This is a genomic window from Neorhizobium puerariae, assembly GCF_042429745.1.
Classification (GTDB): domain Bacteria; phylum Pseudomonadota; class Alphaproteobacteria; order Rhizobiales; family Rhizobiaceae; genus Neorhizobium; species Neorhizobium puerariae.
Genome location: NZ_JBHMAA010000035.1, coordinates 15,892 through 33,517, shown reverse-complemented (window position 1 = coordinate 33,517; position 17,626 = coordinate 15,892). Strand labels below are relative to the sequence as shown.

The 17,626-nt window shown below is 60.9% G+C and carries 19 protein-coding genes; 8 read left to right on the top strand and 11 right to left on the bottom strand.

Annotated elements, in window-relative coordinates; translation table 11 throughout:
- The first annotated feature begins 181 nt into the window (after positions 1-181).
- Positions 182-355, top strand: coding sequence for a hypothetical protein (locus ACFFP0_RS27190; protein ID WP_377265351.1), 174 nt, complete (start codon positions 182-184; stop codon positions 353-355).
- A 35-nt stretch (positions 356-390) separates the two neighbouring features.
- Here ACFFP0_RS27190 and ACFFP0_RS27185 read toward each other — a convergent pair whose 3' ends face one another.
- Positions 391-699 (bottom strand): WGR domain-containing protein, encoded by a 309-nt coding sequence (locus ACFFP0_RS27185; protein WP_377265350.1) that lies wholly within the window; start codon positions 697-699, stop codon positions 391-393.
- A 443-nt stretch (positions 700-1,142) separates the two neighbouring features.
- On the opposite strand from ACFFP0_RS27185, the gene ACFFP0_RS27180 reads away from it, so the two are divergent.
- A complete protein-coding gene (locus tag ACFFP0_RS27180; protein WP_377265349.1) occupies positions 1,143-1,457 on the top strand; it encodes a hypothetical protein in 315 nt (104 codons plus the stop codon).
- 240 nt (positions 1,458-1,697) lie between these two features.
- Here ACFFP0_RS27180 and ACFFP0_RS27175 read toward each other — a convergent pair whose 3' ends face one another.
- From ACFFP0_RS27175 to traC, 4 genes are all read right to left on the bottom strand, one after another.
- Positions 1,698-2,123, bottom strand: coding sequence for a thermonuclease family protein (locus tag ACFFP0_RS27175; protein ID WP_377265368.1), 426 nt, complete (start codon positions 2,121-2,123; stop codon positions 1,698-1,700).
- A gap of 170 nt (positions 2,124-2,293) precedes the next feature.
- Positions 2,294-4,297, bottom strand: coding sequence for a Ti-type conjugative transfer system protein TraG (traG, locus tag ACFFP0_RS27170; RefSeq protein WP_377265348.1), 2,004 nt, complete (start codon positions 4,295-4,297; stop codon positions 2,294-2,296).
- Positions 4,284-4,499, bottom strand: a complete 216-nt coding sequence (gene traD, locus ACFFP0_RS27165) for a type IV conjugative transfer system coupling protein TraD (protein ID WP_377265347.1) — start codon at positions 4,497-4,499, stop codon at positions 4,284-4,286. The genes traG and traD overlap by 14 nt, the downstream gene beginning before the upstream one ends.
- A 4-nt stretch (positions 4,500-4,503) precedes the next feature.
- Positions 4,504-4,797, bottom strand: a complete 294-nt coding sequence (gene traC, locus ACFFP0_RS27160) for a conjugal transfer protein TraC (RefSeq protein WP_377265346.1) — start codon at positions 4,795-4,797, stop codon at positions 4,504-4,506.
- Positions 4,798-5,052: 255 nt separating this feature from the next.
- Here traC and traA point away from each other — a divergent pair, with 255 nt between their 5' ends.
- The 5 genes from traA to ACFFP0_RS27135 all read left to right on the top strand — a co-directional run bounded on the left by traA (position 5,053) and on the right by ACFFP0_RS27135 (position 12,474).
- Positions 5,053-8,379, top strand: a complete 3,327-nt coding sequence (gene traA / locus ACFFP0_RS27155; protein ID WP_377265345.1) for a Ti-type conjugative transfer relaxase TraA — start codon at positions 5,053-5,055, stop codon at positions 8,377-8,379.
- A 71-nt stretch (positions 8,380-8,450) separates the two neighbouring features.
- A complete protein-coding gene (gene traF / locus ACFFP0_RS27150) occupies positions 8,451-8,942 on the top strand; it encodes a conjugative transfer signal peptidase TraF (RefSeq protein ID WP_377265367.1) in 492 nt (163 codons plus the stop codon).
- Positions 8,932-10,095, top strand: coding sequence for a conjugal transfer protein TraB (locus ACFFP0_RS27145; protein WP_377265344.1), 1,164 nt, complete (start codon positions 8,932-8,934; stop codon positions 10,093-10,095). The genes traF and ACFFP0_RS27145 overlap by 11 nt, the downstream gene beginning before the upstream one ends.
- Positions 10,096-10,110: 15 nt before the next feature.
- A complete protein-coding gene (locus tag ACFFP0_RS27140) occupies positions 10,111-10,722 on the top strand; it encodes a TraH family protein (RefSeq protein ID WP_377265343.1) in 612 nt (203 codons plus the stop codon).
- 186 nt (positions 10,723-10,908) lie between these two features.
- A complete protein-coding gene (locus ACFFP0_RS27135; protein ID WP_377265342.1) occupies positions 10,909-12,474 on the top strand; it encodes a Fic family protein in 1,566 nt (521 codons plus the stop codon).
- 96 nt (positions 12,475-12,570) lie between these two features.
- On the opposite strand, the gene ACFFP0_RS27130 is transcribed toward ACFFP0_RS27135, so the two are convergent.
- Entirely contained in the window at positions 12,571-12,777 is a 207-nt protein-coding gene (locus ACFFP0_RS27130) for a helix-turn-helix domain-containing protein (RefSeq protein WP_142845039.1), read from the bottom strand.
- A gap of 217 nt (positions 12,778-12,994) precedes the next feature.
- On the opposite strand from ACFFP0_RS27130, the gene ACFFP0_RS27125 reads away from it, so the two are divergent.
- Positions 12,995-13,318: a transcriptional repressor TraM gene (locus tag ACFFP0_RS27125; RefSeq protein ID WP_377265341.1), complete on the top strand. Its 324-nt coding sequence runs from the start codon at positions 12,995-12,997 to the stop codon at positions 13,316-13,318.
- 3 nt (positions 13,319-13,321) lie between these two features.
- Here the strand turns inward: ACFFP0_RS27125 and ACFFP0_RS27120 are convergent, their stop codons facing one another.
- The 5 genes from ACFFP0_RS27120 to ACFFP0_RS27100 form a co-directional block, all read right to left on the bottom strand.
- Positions 13,322-14,026, bottom strand: coding sequence for an autoinducer binding domain-containing protein (locus tag ACFFP0_RS27120; protein WP_377265340.1), 705 nt, complete (start codon positions 14,024-14,026; stop codon positions 13,322-13,324).
- 349 nt (positions 14,027-14,375) lie between these two features.
- Positions 14,376-15,671, bottom strand: a complete 1,296-nt coding sequence (trbI, locus tag ACFFP0_RS27115) for an IncP-type conjugal transfer protein TrbI (protein WP_377265339.1) — start codon at positions 15,669-15,671, stop codon at positions 14,376-14,378.
- 11 nt (positions 15,672-15,682) lie between these two features.
- The gene (gene trbH / locus ACFFP0_RS27110; protein WP_377265338.1) at positions 15,683-16,123 is read right to left on the bottom strand and encodes a conjugal transfer protein TrbH; all 441 of its coding nucleotides are present in this window, start codon (positions 16,121-16,123) and stop codon (positions 15,683-15,685) included.
- A 3-nt stretch (positions 16,124-16,126) separates the two neighbouring features.
- Entirely contained in the window at positions 16,127-16,939 is an 813-nt protein-coding gene (gene trbG, locus ACFFP0_RS27105; protein WP_377265337.1) for a P-type conjugative transfer protein TrbG, read from the bottom strand.
- Positions 16,940-16,956: 17 nt separating this feature from the next.
- Positions 16,957-17,619: a conjugal transfer protein TrbF gene (locus ACFFP0_RS27100; protein WP_377265336.1), complete on the bottom strand. Its 663-nt coding sequence runs from the start codon at positions 17,617-17,619 to the stop codon at positions 16,957-16,959.
- Positions 17,620-17,626 lie beyond the last annotated feature (7 nt).

Genomic DNA, 17,626 nt, shown 5'->3' with positions numbered 1-17,626 from the left:
CGTCGTCGGGCCGCAACCTGCCGCCGCCAGAATTTTCCCCGCCGCCGGGGGCGGCTCCTCGCCGAACAAAATTCGGGCGGCGGCAGGTCCTCCGCATGCGCTGCGGCCGTACCGGTGCGGCCCTCCTTTCCGGTCCGCGTCTTCTCCCCACGATGACAGCTTATCGAAAGGAGAATATATCATGCGCCAACTCGCCAAATTCCTCAGCGCCACCGGCCGCCGTCTTCGAGCTCTCGGCAAGGTGATCAGCCACTTCTTCCGCAAGGGAAAGCTCGGCCTGAAGCTCGCGCTCAAGATCCCATTCTTCGTCGAGATCGAGGCTTCGTTCGAGACCGACCGGGACCGGCGCAAATAACGCGCCGGCGGCCGCTACGGCGGCCCTCCCTGTCGTCAGTTTTGCGAATGCCGAAGCGCTATTCTTGGCAAATATCCGCGAGCACGTTTTTGTTTCAACAGCTCGAGAAACAACAGAACTGCGTCCTCTTCCCGTTCGAAAACGTGCTGCTTCTCCTGTCCACGCTTGCCGATCCGTCCCCATCGCCGGGTCAGGCAGGCCTCTCCGAACATCGTCTGCTCGATCGCCATGGCATAGTACCGGGCCATGTTCTTGGCTGGGTCCGTTCGTTCGACGTAGAGCTGATAGCGTTGCGAAATCATGCCGGCATGATCGCCACACGGCGCCGCAACGTCCAACGACATATGTGAATCCTACAAGTGCGACCGATTCATTTTCGTGAAGAATGGCGTTCGGGCGAGGCGCCGACGGCGCACGACTCTAGTCGCGCGGCGACCGAAGCCCGCAGGCGGTCTCCGCCCAGTCGGGTCACGACCCTCTCGTAGCAGGAAGTATACCTCTGCCAAATAGTCGTTCCCCCGAGATAGCCGGAAGGTCTCATGGCCATCGGAGATGGCAAGCGGTCGCGCCCCTTCGGGACGCGGTTCTATCTCTCTCTGACGTCCCATTTTGCACCCGCCGTTCCGGCGTCAAGGACATCGCGGCCCCTCCAATTTTCCCCGTACCGCAAGCGGCACAGACAAAATCGGCTCCTCCGCTCGCCGCACGGCGGCCGCGTTCCGCGGTCCCTGACCCCTCACGGACTACGGTGCGGACACCTTTCGTCAGAAACGAAAAGGAGACTCTGATGACACAGCATCAAATCACTCAGCCCGTTGATGAAGACCAGACGCTGTCGGAACACCAGCCGGATTGGCTTGAACGTTTGCGCGGACATTTCGATGCGGAAGTACATTTGCCCGCCGATATCTCGCGCGAGTTTCTGTCTACGGCGCTGCTTTGGGCCATCGAGCACAAGGTCGATTTCGGCTTGTTCCACGAGGCCGGCAAGATCATCATCGCGCACTTCGGTGGTGACGAGACCTACCTCCCTTCACGGTGGTCCGACAAACGATGGCATATCGGCCTTGAGGACATTGAGTCTTTCGATCCGGGCGATTGAAGCCCAGACCAGAGGCGGCTTGCCGCCTCTGGTCTTTGCCCTCCGTATGAGCCGGTCAAGCCGGATCGACCGGCTGAACCGGCTATGAAAGGAGGGCACTGCCGCCCCTCTCAACCTCACCCCATGAAGGAAGGGCGAGCCCCTCCTTCAAACTTCCTCCCATGGAGAAAGGGGACGGTTCCCTCCGCCCTTTCCCCAAACCCCTATCCCTCTCCCGTGCGGGAAAGACGGCGATATCCGTCACTGGCCTTGGCACCATTCATGGCGTGCGCCATCCCATGATCGGGCCAAGCCTTCCCCGATCAAAACATCGCCCAGTGAATGGCCTCCACGAGACACGGTTCGAAGTTTCCGGCCATACTTGTCCTCGTCGCGGAACCCGGCCGACAGCGAAAACTTTCCGGCATTCAGCAGCGCCAGCAGACGGGACTTCGCTGCTTCACCTTTGACCCGTTCAGCCTCGCAGCGGGGCGGGCTGAGTTCAGGCGTATCGATGTCACCGATGCGGATTTTCTGGCCCTCGAACCAGAAGGTGTCGCTATCGACGACGCAGTTCGTCCGATGGCTGTCGCCGCAGAGCACGAACGATGCCGATAGCGCATCCTGCGCAGGCGCTTTGACGAAAGCAGCAGCGCTGTCGAGATGACCACTGCGATCAAGATACATCCAGCCGGCGACGCCAATCACCACGGCCCAGACGATTACGGTCGGAAAGCCTCTGCCGCGATGGGAACGGTGACGACGTGACATCGACCGCGAGGGCTTGAAGTCGGGACGATCGCTCGCGACCTTGCAATTTTTCCTGAACGGTATGACGTTCTTTTGCGCCAAGCTTTTCATTCCTCTTCGGCGGGAGACATTACAGTCGATGTGGTTTCATCCGCGTTTACTGCGGGCGCCGAATTCGAAGTATTCTTCTCGCCTCCGCCCAACGAATGAAACCGGTTCTTGCCGACGCAGGCCTTCATGTCGTCGCGCCGGAACCAGATGGCGCGACCGCAGCGGAGCGGTGCGTTGCCGGCCGTGAAGACGATTTGTTCGTCGGAACGCATGCGCAGGACTTCGTGCGGCTGGATCAGCGGTCGTGCCGCGAGCTGCTTCGAACGCGTTCGAGAGGATCCCTTCGCCTGGTAGCTGCGGCTCACCTGGTCGATCTCGACCGTAGTCATGCCGCAACGTTTCGAGATGTAGTCGGCGGTCTCGGGATCGTTGATCGCCGCAAACGAGATCCAGCTGGCACTCTCGAACCATTTGCTCGCCGCATCGCGGCCACCATAGGTCTCGCGCATCTGGCCGATCGACTGATAGATCATCGAGAGCGTGATCCCATATTTGCGGCCGGCGTCGCGCGCGGTCTCGAGAATCCGCATGTAGCCGAGGCGAGCAACCTCATCGAGGAGAAACAGCGCCCGTCCCTCGAGCTGTCCATCGCGATTGTAGATCGCGTTGAGAAGCGAGCCGATGACGACGCGCGCAAGACCCGAATGGGTCTCCAACGTCTTGAGGTCGATGTTGATGAAGACGTCGGTGTTTCCGGCTGCGATGTCGCTGGTCGAGAACTTCTTTCCGGACACGAGCGCGGCATAGTTCGGATAGGAAAGCCAATGTGTTTCCTTGACCGCATTGGCATAGACGCCGGAGAAGGTTTCCGGCGTCATGTTGACGAAGGCTGCGACGTTCTCCTTCACGAAATCCGAGCCCGAATTGTCGTAGATGTCCTGCAGCCGCTTGCGCAAGGTCGGCTCCGGCTCCGAGAGATTCATGCGCACCTGCCGAAGCGTCTGGTCCCGCTCATCCGTGTGGCCGGACAGGCAGACATCGGCGATCAGTGCCGTCAAAAGCTGCAGCGCCGATGCGCGAAAGAAGTCGTCACGGACACCGCGCGCGCCGCCGCTGTCGCTCATGATCCATGATGCGACCGAGGCAATATCCTCTTCCTTCGTTCCACCGAACCGACCTACCCAGTCCAGCACGTTGAAGCCGACGTCCGGCTTCCTCGGATCGAGAACGAACACGTCCCTTCCCGCGCCGGCGCGATGCGCCGACACCATCGGCGCGACCTCGTTTGATGGATCGAGCACGATCAGCGTGCCGCCCCATCTCAGCGCCGTCGGGATCGTCACCGACGTCGTCTTGAAGCCGCCGGAACCGGCAAAGACGATTCCGTGCGACGAACCGAACGAGCCATCAAAGCAAAGGAGTGGCGACTTGCCGCCGCCGCCCCAGGTCTCAGTGCTATCGGCGCGAAACGCCTGCGCTGCGACGCTGTCCTTGTCGACCCGATATCGCTCGCCGATGACGATGCCACCAGTATCGGGAAACAGCTTCGCCGCCTCTGTGAGCTTCAACCAATCCGCTTCGCCATGGAGCGCCCGCTTGCCCTGAATGCGTTTCGGCTCGGCCCTTGCGAACGCCGCATTACCGACGAACGCAACGCGGAGCGCGAAGCAGGCGCACACGAGCGCAGCACTCGTTCCGATCGACGTTGCCGGATCGAGATAGGCGAAAACCGTCTTGTCGACAGGCAGCGCCTTCGTGAAAGCGGCAAGCCGCATGGTTTCGCGAGTAGCCGCAACCAGGATCGTCCCGCTGCATCCGGCAACGATGCCCCAACCTGCCTGCTTGATGTTGATCGACCCGGCACTCGCAAACAGAAACAGAATGCCGATCGTGCTACTCGCCACATAGGGCAAAGCGATGCCCGCCTGCCCCCATGCCAGTCGCGCGGCGTCGGTCTTCCCGAAGCCGGCAAGCCATTGTTCGATCCCGGTCATTCCGATGACGATCAGGATCATCAACGCCGCCGGCACGACGACGAGTGCAATCCTATTGATCGTCATTGCCGAAGGCCTCCACGCCGATCGCGGTCAGCCTGGACCGCTCGCTCTCGTCGCCATCGATGCGCTGGGCGACATCAATCAGGGCGCCGAGCAATAGCGCGCGCTTCTCGTAGCGCATGCCAGCCTTGACGATCAGGCCGCCGAGCTCGATCTTTTCGCGCGTATCCTTCTTGCGGGCGTCGGATGTCATCGTCCTCGCCATGCGCTCAAGCCTCGCCAGCGCTGCTCGTGCCCGCGCCAGATGAGATCGGCGCGGTTTGCGGCGTGACGGCGCCCGGCCCTCCCCTTTCCTTTCCGTTCGAAGCAGCCTTGCCTCCGCGAAACCTCTTGGCAAGTTCCTCAAACGCTGCCTGAAGCTCCGCCTCGTCGACCTCGATGTCGCCGAGCCCGGCCTTGAGCGCGACCCTGCCGATCCGCTCGGCTTCCCGTGTTTCGGCAAGCTTGAGCTGTTCCTGCAGTTTGGCGATTTCGTCACGGATTTTCGAGGATGGCTTCTTCATGTCCGTCTGTCTCCTTGGGTGAGAAAGCTTGTCTTTCGAACCCAGTTTCCGGAACTTGAGTAGCGAACGCACTACTGTGAATCCTACAATCGCCAGCGGCGAAGCTTTCGTGGATGATCCCGGCCGTTCCGAAGGAGCGGCTTCCAAGGGCGCAATTATACGTCGCTGACACGACGCCCTTGCTTGAGGCCTGGTCAGGCCTCCCGTTCCCGACGAACCCATTGATTTCGTTCGCAACCGGGAAAGAACTCCGCCGTGGCCGTCCCCCATTTCTCCGTCAGCGTTGTCGCCCGTGGCTCCGGCCGCAGCGCCGTGCTGTCGGCGGCCTACCGGCACTGCGCCAAGATGGAATTCGAGCGGGAAGCCCGGACGATCGACTACACCCGCAAGCAAGGCCTCCTGCACGAGGAGTTCGCCATTCCCGCAGACTCACCCGAATGGCTGCGCTCGATGATCGCCGATCGTTCGGTCGCGGGTGCATCCGAGGCTTTCTGGAACAAGGTTGAGGGGTTCGAGAAGCGGTCCGACGCGCAGCTCGCCAAGGACGTTACCATAGCCCTGCCGCTCGAGCTGACGGCCGCGCAGAACATCGCGCTCATGCGCGACTTTGTCGAGCGGCACATCACCGCGAAGGGCATGGTCGCCGACTGGGTCTATCACGACGCGCCAGGCAATCCGCATGTCCACCTGATGACGACGTTGCGCCCACTCACCGAGGACGGATTCGGATCGAAGAAGGTGGCGGTAACAGGCCCGGACGGCAGGCCGATCCGCAATGATGCCGGCAAGATTGTGTATGATCTATGGGCCGGTAGCACCGATGATTTCAACGCGTTTCGCGATGGGTGGTTTGCCTGCCAGAACAAACATCTGGCGCTTGCCGGCCTCGATATCCGTATCGACGGCCGTTCCTTCGAAAAGCAGGGTATCGATCTCGAGCCGACCATGCACCTCGGCGTTGGCACCAAAGCCATCGAGCGCAAAGTGGAGCAATCCGACACCAAGTCGGAGACCTCGACTCCCAAACTCGAACGCATCAAGCTTCAGGAAGCTCGTCGCAGCGAGAACGCCCGCCGCATCCAGCGTCGTCCTGAGATCGTGCTTGAGCTGATCACCCGAGAGAAGAGCGTGTTCGACGAGCGCGATGTGGCGAAGGTCCTGTACCGATACATCGACGATGCGGGTCTGTTCCAAAGCCTGATGGTGAGGATACTGCAGAGCCCGGAGGCCCTCAGGCTCGAGCGCGAGCGAATGAATCTTGCGACCGGCGTCCGGGAGCCCTCGAAATACACAACGCGCGAGATGATCCGACTTGAGGCAGAGATGGCCAACCGAGCGATCTGGCTTGCGGGCCGCACCTCTCATAGCGTCCCTGAGGCGGTGCTGCAGGCGACCTTTGCGCGCCATGTCCGGCTGTCGGATGAGCAGCGAACGGCCATCGAGCATGTCGCCGGCCGTGAGCGGATTGCCGCTGTCGTCGGCCGCGCCGGCGCCGGCAAGACGACGATGATGAAGGCTGCGCGCGAGGCGTGGGAAGCGGCAGGCTACCGTGTCGTCGGTGGCGCCTTGGCGGGCAAGGCCGCCGAGGGCCTGGAGAAGGAAGCGGGCATCCAATCGCGCACGCTGTCGTCGTGGGAGCTTCGCTGGAACCAGGGTCGCAACCAGCTCGACGACAAGACCATCATCGTGCTCGACGAGGCCGGCATGGTGTCGTCGCGGCAGATGGCGCTGCTCGTCGAAACCGTGACCAGAGCCGGCGCCAAGCTCGTCCTCGTTGGCGACCCCGAACAGCTTCAACCGATCGAAGCAGGCGCCGCCTTCCGCGCCATTGCCGATCGCATCGGCTATGCGGAACTCGAGACAATTTATCGTCAGCGCCAGCAATGGATGCGCGATGCCTCGCTCGATCTGGCACGCGGCAATGTCCGCAAGGCTGTCGATGCCTATACCGCTCATGGTCGAATGATTGGTTTGAGACTGAAGGACGAAGCGGTCGAGAGCCTGATCGCGGCTTGGGACCGCGACTACGACCCTTCGAAGACCAGCCTGATCCTCGCACACCTCCGCCGCGACGTGCGAATGCTCAACGATATGGCGCGCGCCAAGCTGGTCGAGCGCGGCGTCGTCGCAGACGGATTTGCGTTCAAGACTGAGGATGGAACCCGGATGTTCGCCGCCGGCGACCAGATCGTGTTCCTCAAGAACGAGGGCAGCCTTGGCGTCAAGAACGGCATGCTCGCAAAAGTGCTTGAAGCCGCTCCCGGCCGGATCGTTGCCGTGGTTGGTGACGGCGAGCACCGCCGCCAGGTCACGATCGAGCAGCGCTTCTACAACAGTCTCGATCATGGCTATGCGACGACGATCCACAAAAGCCAGGGCGCGACCGTCGACCGGGTGAAGGTGCTCGCTTCCCTCTCGTTGGACCGCCATCTCACCTATGTGGCCATGACACGCCATCGTGAGGATCTCGTCGTCTATTACGGCAGTCGCTCCTTCGCGAAATCCGGCGGCCTCATCCCGCTCCTGTCGCGCCGAAACGCCAAGGAGACGACCCTCGATTATGAGAGGGCGTCGTTCTACGGCCAAGCTCTTCGCTTTGCCGAGGCGCGCGGTCTGCACCTCATGAACGTCGCCCGCACGATCGCACACGATCGTCTGCAATGGGCCGTCCTGCAGAAACAAAAACTCGCCGACCTCGGCGCCCGTCTTGCCGCCATCGGCGCGGCGCTCGGACTGGTTCGCGGCAGCAATAAGCAATCCCCCTCAAATGCGACCAAGGAGGCCAAGCCCATGGTGTCAGGCATCACCACCTTCCCGAAATCATTCGAGCAGGCTGTCGAGGACAAGCTCGCCGCCGATCCTGGCCTCAAGAAACAATGGGAGGACGTCTCGACCCGCTTCCATCTCGTCTACGCGCAGCCGGAAGCCGCCTTCAAGGCAATCAATGTAGATGCGATGTTGAAGGATCAGTCGATTGAGCAGTCGACCCTCGCAAGGATTGCCGGCGAGCCAGAGAGCTTTGGCGCGCTCAAGGGCAAGACCGGTCTTCTCGCCGGCCGCGCCGACAAGCAGGACCGGGAAAAAGCCATCGCCAATGTGCCGGCGCTCGCCCGAAATCTTGAACGCTATCTTCGTGAGCGGGCCGAGGCCGAATTGAAACATGAGATGGAGGAGCGTGCGGTCCGGCTCAAGGTTTCGGTCGATATCCCTGCGCTCTCGCCAGCGGCCAGGCAGACGCTCGAACGCGTCCGCGATGCCATCGATCGCAACGATCTTCCGGCGGGCCTCGAATTTGCGCTGGCCGATAAAATGGTGAAAGCCGAACTCGAAGGTTTTGCCAAGGCTGTGTCCGAGCGTTTCGGGGAACGGACCTTCCTGCCTTTGGCGGCGAAAGACACTGATGGCAAGACATTCGAGACCGTCACATCGGGCATGACGGCCGGCCAGAAAGCCGAGGTCCAGTCCGCTTGGAACTCCATGCGGACGGTCCAGCAGCTTGCCGCTCATGAACGCACCACAGAAGCGCTCAAGCAGGCCGAGACGCTGCGTCAGACGAAGAGCCAGGGGCTCTCGCTGAAATGACGGCAGGAATTGGAATACGCCCGGCGATGACCACCCAACGACGACGAGCGGCCGTGATCCTGTCGGCAGCGATGTTGGCCGCCGTCGTGCTGGTGGCGACCGCCTTCGCCGGCGCTTACCGTATCAATCTGACACCGAGCGAGCCGCTCGGCCTGTGGCGCATTGTTCCGCTCGATCGCCCCGCTGCTGTCAATGATCTGGTATTCATCTGCCCGCCGGAAACGGCGGAAATGCGGGAGGCACGAGCGCGTGGCTATCTCCGTTCCGGTTCCTGCCCGGGCGGTGTTGCCCCGCTGATCAAGACGGTGATCGCCGTCGCAGGACAGCATGTCGAAATCGGCGCCAGCGTGAGCGTGGACGGGCAGGTGATTTCGTCTTCCAGTCTCGCATCACGAGATGGAAAGGGCCGGCCGTTGGCGCCGTTTCCGAGTGGCGTCGTACCGTCAGGATACGTCTTCCTCCATTCGTCATTCCCCGGCTCCTACGACTCCCGATACTTCGGTCCGTTGCCCGCTGCCGGCATTCTCGGTCTCGCGCAGGAGGTCCTCACCTATGCACCGTGATTACATTCGGGCGACGTTGCTGATATTCGCTTCGATCGCGATCGGCGTGGTCGGCTGGAGCGGGCATGTTCTGCTGTTGCCGGTCGCGATGGGGTTTCCCGTTCTTTGGTCGCTGACGCGGACGAGATTGCTTGCGGCGCCTGTCTCGGCCGGATACTTCCTGGCCGCATCCCGCGGGCTGCCACAGGGCGTTGCCGCCTTCTATTCGTCCGACATCTGGCCGGGTCTGTTGCTCTGGCTATGTGCGTCCATGAGCTTTGTCATCGTGCATGCCATCCTCTGGACGAAGAACGCTGGCACTCGTCCGTTCCGCTATCTCATTGCGGTCGTCATCATGGCCATCCCGCCGTTCGGCATCACCGGCTGGGCGCATCCCGTCACAGCCGCGGGCGTTCTGTTTCCGGGATGGGGATGGTGGGGACTGGGCATGATCACAGCCGGCCTTGCGGGCCTCGTAACCCGCATTTGGCCAGCTGTCGCCATCGCCTTGACTGGCTTTTGGCTGTGGTCCGCCGCAGTCTGGACCGACCCGAAACTACCGGAAGCCTGGCGCGGCGTCGATCTGGAGTTGGGCGTTTCGCTTGGTCGTGAGGCGGGTCTTCAACGCCAGCGTGACATGATCGCAACGGTGCGTGGCGCGGCCAGCGATGGCGCGCTCTATGTGGCGTTGCCGGAAAGTGCTCTCGGTTTCTGGACGCCGACCGTTGAGAGGATTTGGACAGGCGCATTCATTGATAGTGACGCCACGGTCATCGCCGGCGCAGCAAGGGTTGACGCCTCGGGTTACGACAATGTCCTCGTGGCGATCGACAGGAAGGGCGGCCACATTCTCTACCGCGAGCGTATGCCGGTTCCCGGCTCGATGTGGCAGCCGTGGCGATCCTGGTTCGGAGGGAGTGGTGGCGCCCGGGCGGATTTCTTTGCGAATCCGGTCGTCTCCATCGGTACCAGCCGCGCGGCGGCATTGATCTGCTACGAGCAACTGATCGTTTGGCCTGTCCTGCAATCCATGCTGCACGATCCGGATCTTGTCGTCGCTGTCGGAAACGGATGGTGGACTGAAGGGACATCGATCGTCTCCATCCAGCGAGCCGCGACCACCGCATGGGCGAAGCTCTTCGCAAAACCGCTCGTCACTGCCTTCAACACCTAAGTGCCAAGGAGACACATGCTCGACGCCGCCCTGATAAAAGAATGCGCCGACCCTTCTCTCAAACCCGCGATCGTCGAGCAGTTCGTGGTATCAGCAGGCTCGGCCGATCCCCTCGCCGTCACCGTCAAATCGGGCGGCCGATTGATTCTCGTGCCGAAAGCGACGTCGCCCGAAGAGGCGATGGCAATCGTGCGGCAATATGCTGGTCTGGCGGTCGTTCGCGTTGGGCTGACCCAGTTTCCCGCCGGTGTCGGCGTCAAGGAGCCGGCGGACCTGAAACCGGACCTTGTCGATGCCTGCCAAAACCTCCGCAAAGGCACGGCGATGTTCGCCAAGGTCCTGAGGATCGTCGCGAAATGGTATGGCAACCCGACGAGTAAAGACGTCTTCCCGCAGATATTCGAGGATGCCGTCTACGCATGGAAGACCGGCGAGTTCGAAGGCGTGAGCGTGTTTCAGGCGGAGGATCCCGGAACACCGGTTGAAGTGCCGCAGGAAACTAAGGGGACTCCCATCGAGGAAGAGAGCGCCGAACCGAAACCAGGAGAAGATGCGCCCGAGACGGTGCAGGAGGTCGGGCGGGCGGGGATACGGATCGACCTGTCCCGCATTGGAGGTCAGCCATAGCGTTGAGTTCGGTTCGCCTCGGGCGGTGAGGTGAGGTTCCCAAAGTGAAGCGCATGAAATTAGTGTTGGAAAAATGCTTGAAACTAGTGTAGTTTCAACGCGTGAAATTAGTGTCTTTCAAAGGCGCTAAATTAGTGCAACAACAATGCACGGAAGTAGTGGCCCACACGGTAGCCGGAGGCCAACATGGCCAAGCCCCACGAACTGCTCGCGACATCCCTGGCTGAGCTCAGGGGTGTGACGCAGAACGGCACCCGGTCGGTCGTCAAATCCGAGGAACTCAGCCGTGTCCACCGGGAACGGCTCCAGGACAATGGCTTCCTTGAGGAAATCATGAGGGGCTGGCTGGCGGTGAACTCGCGACCATCCGCCAACAACAGGATCGATGCCGCCTGGAGCACGGTCTATTGGGAGTTTGTTGCCAGATATCTGGATGACCGCTTCGCCGATGAATGGCGGCTCTCCGCGGAGGCATCCGTGGCTTTGTGGTCCGAAAACCATTCCATTCCTGCGCAGGTTACCGTCAGAAGTCCGAAGGCCAACAATCAGCTCGTGAACCTGCCGTGCAACACGTCGCTCTATCTGCTGCGCTCAAAGGAAAACGAGCCGGCCGAGACAAGAGAACGATTGAGATTGATGCCGATGGAGGAGGCGATCTGCAACCTCTCGCCGGAGACGTGGAAAACGTCGGCGACCGATGTCATCGCCGTCATCGGCTCGATCCGCGGCACAAACACGTTGCTGAAATACCTGTTGGACGGCGGCCGGAGCCACGTCGGCGGTCGCATCGCGGGAGCCCTGCGCCATCTGGGAAGAGCGCGCGACGCAGACACGATCATGAAGACGCTGGAGTCGGCCGGCTATACCCCGCACGAAGACAACCCGTTCGATCCGATGGTTGACCTGATCACGCTGGATGCTCGACGCGTTCAGGCGCCGGCGGCCACCCGGATCAAGAACCTCTGGGCGAAAATGGGAAAAGACGCCCTCGATCACATCGGATTCGAGCAGGTACGGATCAACGATCGCGCCGGATATATCGCCGACATCGATGAGCGTTATGTGGCTGACGCGCTGAATTCGCTTTCGATCGAGGGATACGAAGTTTCCGAAGAGCTGATCCAAAGGGTCCAGGACGGCAAATGGGAGCCGGACGCGGACGCCCGGGATCACGAAACGAAGAATGCGCTCGCCGCCAAAGGGTACAGACTGGCGTTCGAGGAAGTTAGGGAAGATATCAGGAAGATCCTCGATGGCGCGCCAACGGGCGAACTGCTCGAGGCACGGCACCAGGACTGGTTTCGTGCCATGTTCAGCCCCTCGGTGACCGCGGGCATCATCAAGGCGCATCAACTGGCTGGCTATCGGTCGCACAATGTCTATCTGCGGGGATCGTCGCATGTCCCCTTGCCGCCGCACGCAATCGCTGACGCCATGGATGCGCTATTCGAGAGCATTTCTGAGGAATCCGATCCGCGCGTGAAAGCAATCCTCGCGCCGTTTCTCTTCACCTACATCCATCCATTCCCGGACGGAAACGGACGCACGGCGCGCTTTATTATGAACGCGCTTCTTGCCGAGAGCGGAGCTCCGTGGACCGTCATTCCTGTCGCGCGCCGCGACGAGTACATGAACGCCCTCGAGCAGGCGAGCCAGCACGAGAACATCGTACCCCTCACGAACTTTGTGTCCGAGCTCGTCAAGGCCCCACCGCCATCCTTGGAAGTTGGGGTCGCGGCGAAAGGCAACTAGAGCGGGCCCGTTCGGCTCATACCCGCCTGCTCCTTGCCAGTAGCCTCAAGGCCGGTCATAGAGCCCCGGACGAGGCGAGCCCACGCGCGCGTCCTTTCATCTCGTCACGAGCTCGGCGGGTTCGACACCCAGCGCCTCTGCGATTTGACCAAGGACAGTGACGGTCGCGGACATCTCGGCACGCTCGATTGCTCCGACATGGCGGACGCTGAGGCCCGTACGGTGGGCCACTTCCTCTTGCGTCAATTGTTTGCCATGACGGATTCGACGCATATTGATCGCCATGACCTCCTTAAGATCCATGACGCGAGCGGAACCTGAATCGGAATTATTGTTCCAGGAACTATAGTTCCGATTCGTCACGGCGCATGATATTGCTCGTCCAGGCCGTCACAAGCTACCTTGGGATATAGGGTATATGAACTTCTGAAAGACAGGCCGTGCAGTTATGGCCTATGCGGTATATTGCTCACCAGGATCCTGCTTTCGAGCGGCAAATGAAGAAATTAAGAGGACGCGGATGAAGGACGTCAACTCATCCGAGACGAACGACGAAGCAAAACCGATGGGATCCTGCTTCCGTTCAATGGACAAGTCGGAACTGGAGGCCCTTGCGATATCCGGGATCCGAGAACACCGCCGGCTTATTGTCGCCGACGAAGCCGTTTACGAGGAATGGACCCGCGCGTCCGCCGACTCCTCGGTTTCGAGCGCCGTGCTGGAAACCTTGCAGCAAGAGTACGCCGCGCGCCAAAAGAAATCCGAAGCCCAGCAGGAAGAGCTTTCGCATATCATCGATGCGCTCGGCTACATCCCCGAGGTTCCGCTCGATGGCGACGAATGACGCTCAAACCAAGCCGTGATCTTTAGCGATCGCCACGAGATGTGGAACGGTCGCCGCGTCGAGCTTTTCGCGCGCTTTGTCGAGGTAGTGCTGCACTGTTCGCGCGTTGATCCCCGTCAACATTGCGGTTTCAGGGGCGCTTTTGCCCTTTGCCGCCCACATGAGGCACATCGCTTCCCTTGGCGAGAGCAGCCGTTTCGGGGCGACGATCGTCGTTGCTGCGATGATCTTCAGGCGGTAATGGATCGCCAGGACCGCCCGGGTGGCTTTTTGGGCGTCCAGCACTTTGCCGTTCTCGGCTTTCTTTTCCGATGAGGCAAACGTCAGCATCATCGTCGATGCGAAACTCCCTTCTACCGGGATCGTCAGTCCGCTGCGAATGCCGTGCTCGATTGCCTGGTCGCGAAAGCGTCTGAGCTCCGAAGCGCCGCGAGCCGGCCAATCATCGGCCGTCCAGGAGAACGTCTCCATGCGACGTTTGGCTTCCGTGATCACGGGGTCGATGCGCGAATAGTGGCTGCCAAGGTAAATATCCTGCCAGTCCTCCGGATAGGAGTTGAATGTGCGGATGTCCAGGGCCTCGGTCTGGAGATACGCGAAACGCTCGAAGCCATGGGAGTTTGCGAAGCTTTTCAGAGCGCTCTTGATCATGCGTTCATCGTGTGCAGCTTCGGTCATGTCGATTAGAGAACGAAGGTCACCGTCCACTGGCTATTCTCCTCTTGCGCAGCTGCGGCCTCCCAGCCCGTCGCGCCTTCCACGCGCCACCAGTTACATGGGTCCCCCGTGCGACCAGCCGGAGCCATACGGGGCATCGGTCCATGGCTGCGAATTCTCTGTCCCCATTCGTTTCCGATGAAAACGCAGTTGCCTTCTATGCGAAGCATATCCACGGTCGTTGCAACTGATAGGTCTACTCACCTCTAACGAGTATTCAAGTCCTCGCTATCTAAAATATGACAATTTGGGAACAGATTTTTAGCGAACGCTGATTTCCGGGGCGCGGATGGATTGCTCCATCCGACGACACGACGGGCGGAGCAGCGTTCGAAATGGGTTAGCGCCCACGATAACTGGATGGAAAGATGATATCCTGGTCGACCAGAACGTTGAACTTGTAGCCGGGGCGGATGCGAATCGTCGGCTGAACATTCAAGTTCTTCGAGATCGTCTGTTCCGCTACCCGGCCGAACGACTCGGCAAAATTCCGCCGTGCTGCATCGGAAGCCGTGTCCTGGGTGGCCAGTGTTGAACTCTCCGGCATCGACATGTCTATGCCCGTCCCGATGATTGCCACCAGCGCTGCGGAACCGAAGGTCCTCCAGAGATGGCGATCGACCTTGTCCTGGAACCCTCCATATCCTTCGGCGTCGGTGCCCGCCATGCCGCCGATCTGCAGGGTCGACCCATTCGGGAAAATGAGATCCGTCCAGACGACGAGAACACGCTCCTGACCAAATGACACCTTGGAATCGTATCGGCCGAAGAGCTTTGCGCCCTGCGGGATGAGAAGGCGATACCCGGTTGCGCTGTCGTAAACGTTCTGACTGACTTGAGCGGTAATCCGGCCTGGCAGGTCGGAATTGAGGCCGGTGATCAAGGTGGCGGGAATGACCGAGCCGCGCTTCAGTTCGTAAGGGGATATCTGCGGCACGACCTGGTTTGGCAGGTAGCCGAGCTCCTTGATGTCCTGATTGAAAAAATTCTCCTTCGACGTCTGTCCGTTTTGATCGACGTTTTGGCCCATCAGGCCGGATTTCATGGCGGCGGCATAAAGGTCCGACGCGCTGTTCACGGCTGCATTCGTCGGCTGGCGGCCGGTATCATTGGTGGAGGTTGCCTTCTCGACATCTCCGATGTCTATCTTTAGCGGCGAGTCCAGTGCGGTAGCGCGAGCCTGGAGGCGAGCCATCCGCTGGCGCTGCGCTTCCCGGATATACTGCTCGTCCTGCTCCCGCTTCAGCCGAGCCTTCCACTCCTCCTCGGATTCGAGCGTCGAGCGTCTCTCCTGTCGGTCATTCGGCCGGCGTTCAACAACGGTTTCCTGTTTCTCGACCTTCTGCTCGACGACGGGGGTCGGTTGAAACACCTCCTGCTTTTCTGGCTCGCCGATGATGCCGTCGGTTACGCCCCGTTTGAGCTGGTCGCCGAAGCTGGTCGCAGGGGTGTTGGAAGCCCCCTCGATGTCGCCGCGGTTGAAGGACAGCCCCCGCAGCGACAGCCCGATCACGACCACGCCGACGAACAGCGCGATGACGATGATGGCGATGATGATCGGCAGGCGGTTGAGCCGGCGCATGCCATTCTGATCGTCGGCCTGGGCTGACGCGCCAAGTTGGAGCGACTGGACCATATTGCTCTCCGTCAGTTGCGCTGCATGATCGAAAGTGGACTGGCCGGCGTGGCGCCGGCCGCCGTTGGCGTGTAAGCGCGCCCGAGAGCGATCGAAGGCGTCGAGACCCGCGCGAGCAGCTGCCCGTCGAGGCCCTCGATTGCATAAGCAAGTTCGACCGGCTTCACGTCATTGGCGATCTTGCCGTCCGTGACGACCGTATAGCCCCACCCTTTCAGCGCCGCCTCGAGGGCGGTCGCGAACTCCGACGTGTCCTTCTCCATTTTGATCGTCGTCGCAGCACCGGCCGGGCCGATCTGTTCAGCCAGACGGTTTGCCATGTCGCCGGCGATTGCGCTCGCAGCCGGTCCGGTGACGGCCACGGGCGTGGAACTGTTGGTCAGTGCGTCGTCCGCTGTTTGGCAGCCGGAAAGCAGCGCGGCCGCGATGAAAAATGCGAGAAGCTTGCCCATCGATCAGCCTCCCCGCCGGATGGTGATCTTCTGTTGCCGCCAGCCGACACCTGAAACGAGGATCGCCTTGTCGATCGCATAGTCGACCGTCATCATGTCGTTCTTCATGCGATAATTGACGATGCGGTTTTGACCGCCGGAGACGACGAAGAGCACCGGCGCGTCCTGGTTTGAAATCGACTTCGGAAACTGGATGTAGGTCTTGACCCCGTCCGAATAGACCCGCTTCGGTTTCCACGAAGCACCGCCGCTGATCGAATAGGAGAAGTTCAGCTTGTCCGGCGCGGTGCCGGGAATGCCTCCGGTTTCGAGACGGGCATTGATGTCGGCGAGCTTGGTCGATACGTCTTCCGGATATTCGAATCCGATGCGCGCCATATATTGGCTGGGATGGGACTTGAGCTGGATATGATAGGTGCGCCGCGATGTCGTCACGACCATCGACGTCACCAGGCCAGGTTCAGAGGGTTTGACGATCAGGTGAATTGCCTGCCCACCTGTCGCTCCCGAGGTCGCAGGTTCCACTTTCCACCGCACGGTGTCGCCGACGAGGACGTCGCGAACAATCTCGCCACCCTGAAGCTCGATGTCACAGACCTGCAGCGGCGAGCAGACGACGGACGGCTGGGTTTCGCCGAACAAAAAGATGACCTTGCCGTCCGGACCTGTCGTGACCAGGCCCGGTGTGCCGCGCCACTTTCTGGAAAGATTTGTTCCCTTGACCTCGTTGCTAGTCATGCTTTGCGCCTGCGCGCCCACCACAAAGGCGAGTCCGGCCATGCAGCCGGCAGCTGCGAGCAATCCCGTTTTTTTCATTGAAAGTATCCCTGCCCTTAAAGCTGTGCCGTCCAGTCGAAATCCCGGACATAGAGGCCGATCGGATTGAGGCGGATCGTCGCCTCATCCTGTGGCGCCGTGAGCGTGACCGTCGCGATTCCGCGGAAACGGCGCGTGCCGGTTTCCTTGCCCTTGCGGTCCCGCTCGTATTCCGTCCAGTCGATCTGATAGGTCTGGTTCGAAAGCGCCACGATGTTGTTGACCTCGATGGCAACCGTCGAGGACTTCGCCTTCTCGAACGGGGAATTGCCTCGGAACCAGGCGTTGACCTTCTCCGTCGACGGATCGGAGGTGCGAAGAAGGGCGTAGGTGCGGTCGATGTATTGCTTCTGCACCACCGCATCCGGCGTGATCGAACGAAAACTTGTGACGAAGTTACCGAGCGTGGCGCGAACCACGCGGACGTCGGCATACTCGATCTGCTCGGGGAAGCCTGCCGTGACCGCCGTTCCGAGCTTGTCGACCTCGACGATGTAAGGCACGAGCTTGACCTGGGTGCTGAGATACATGGCGTAGCTGAAGCCGATGACGGCCATTGCCAGACCGAGGATACCAACGATCCGCCATGCGGCGGCTGCCTTCACATAGGTGCCGTAGCGCTCGTTCCATTCCTGGCGGGCGGCAAGATACGGGTTTTCCGGGGCGCGGTTCGCAGCCATTTATTCT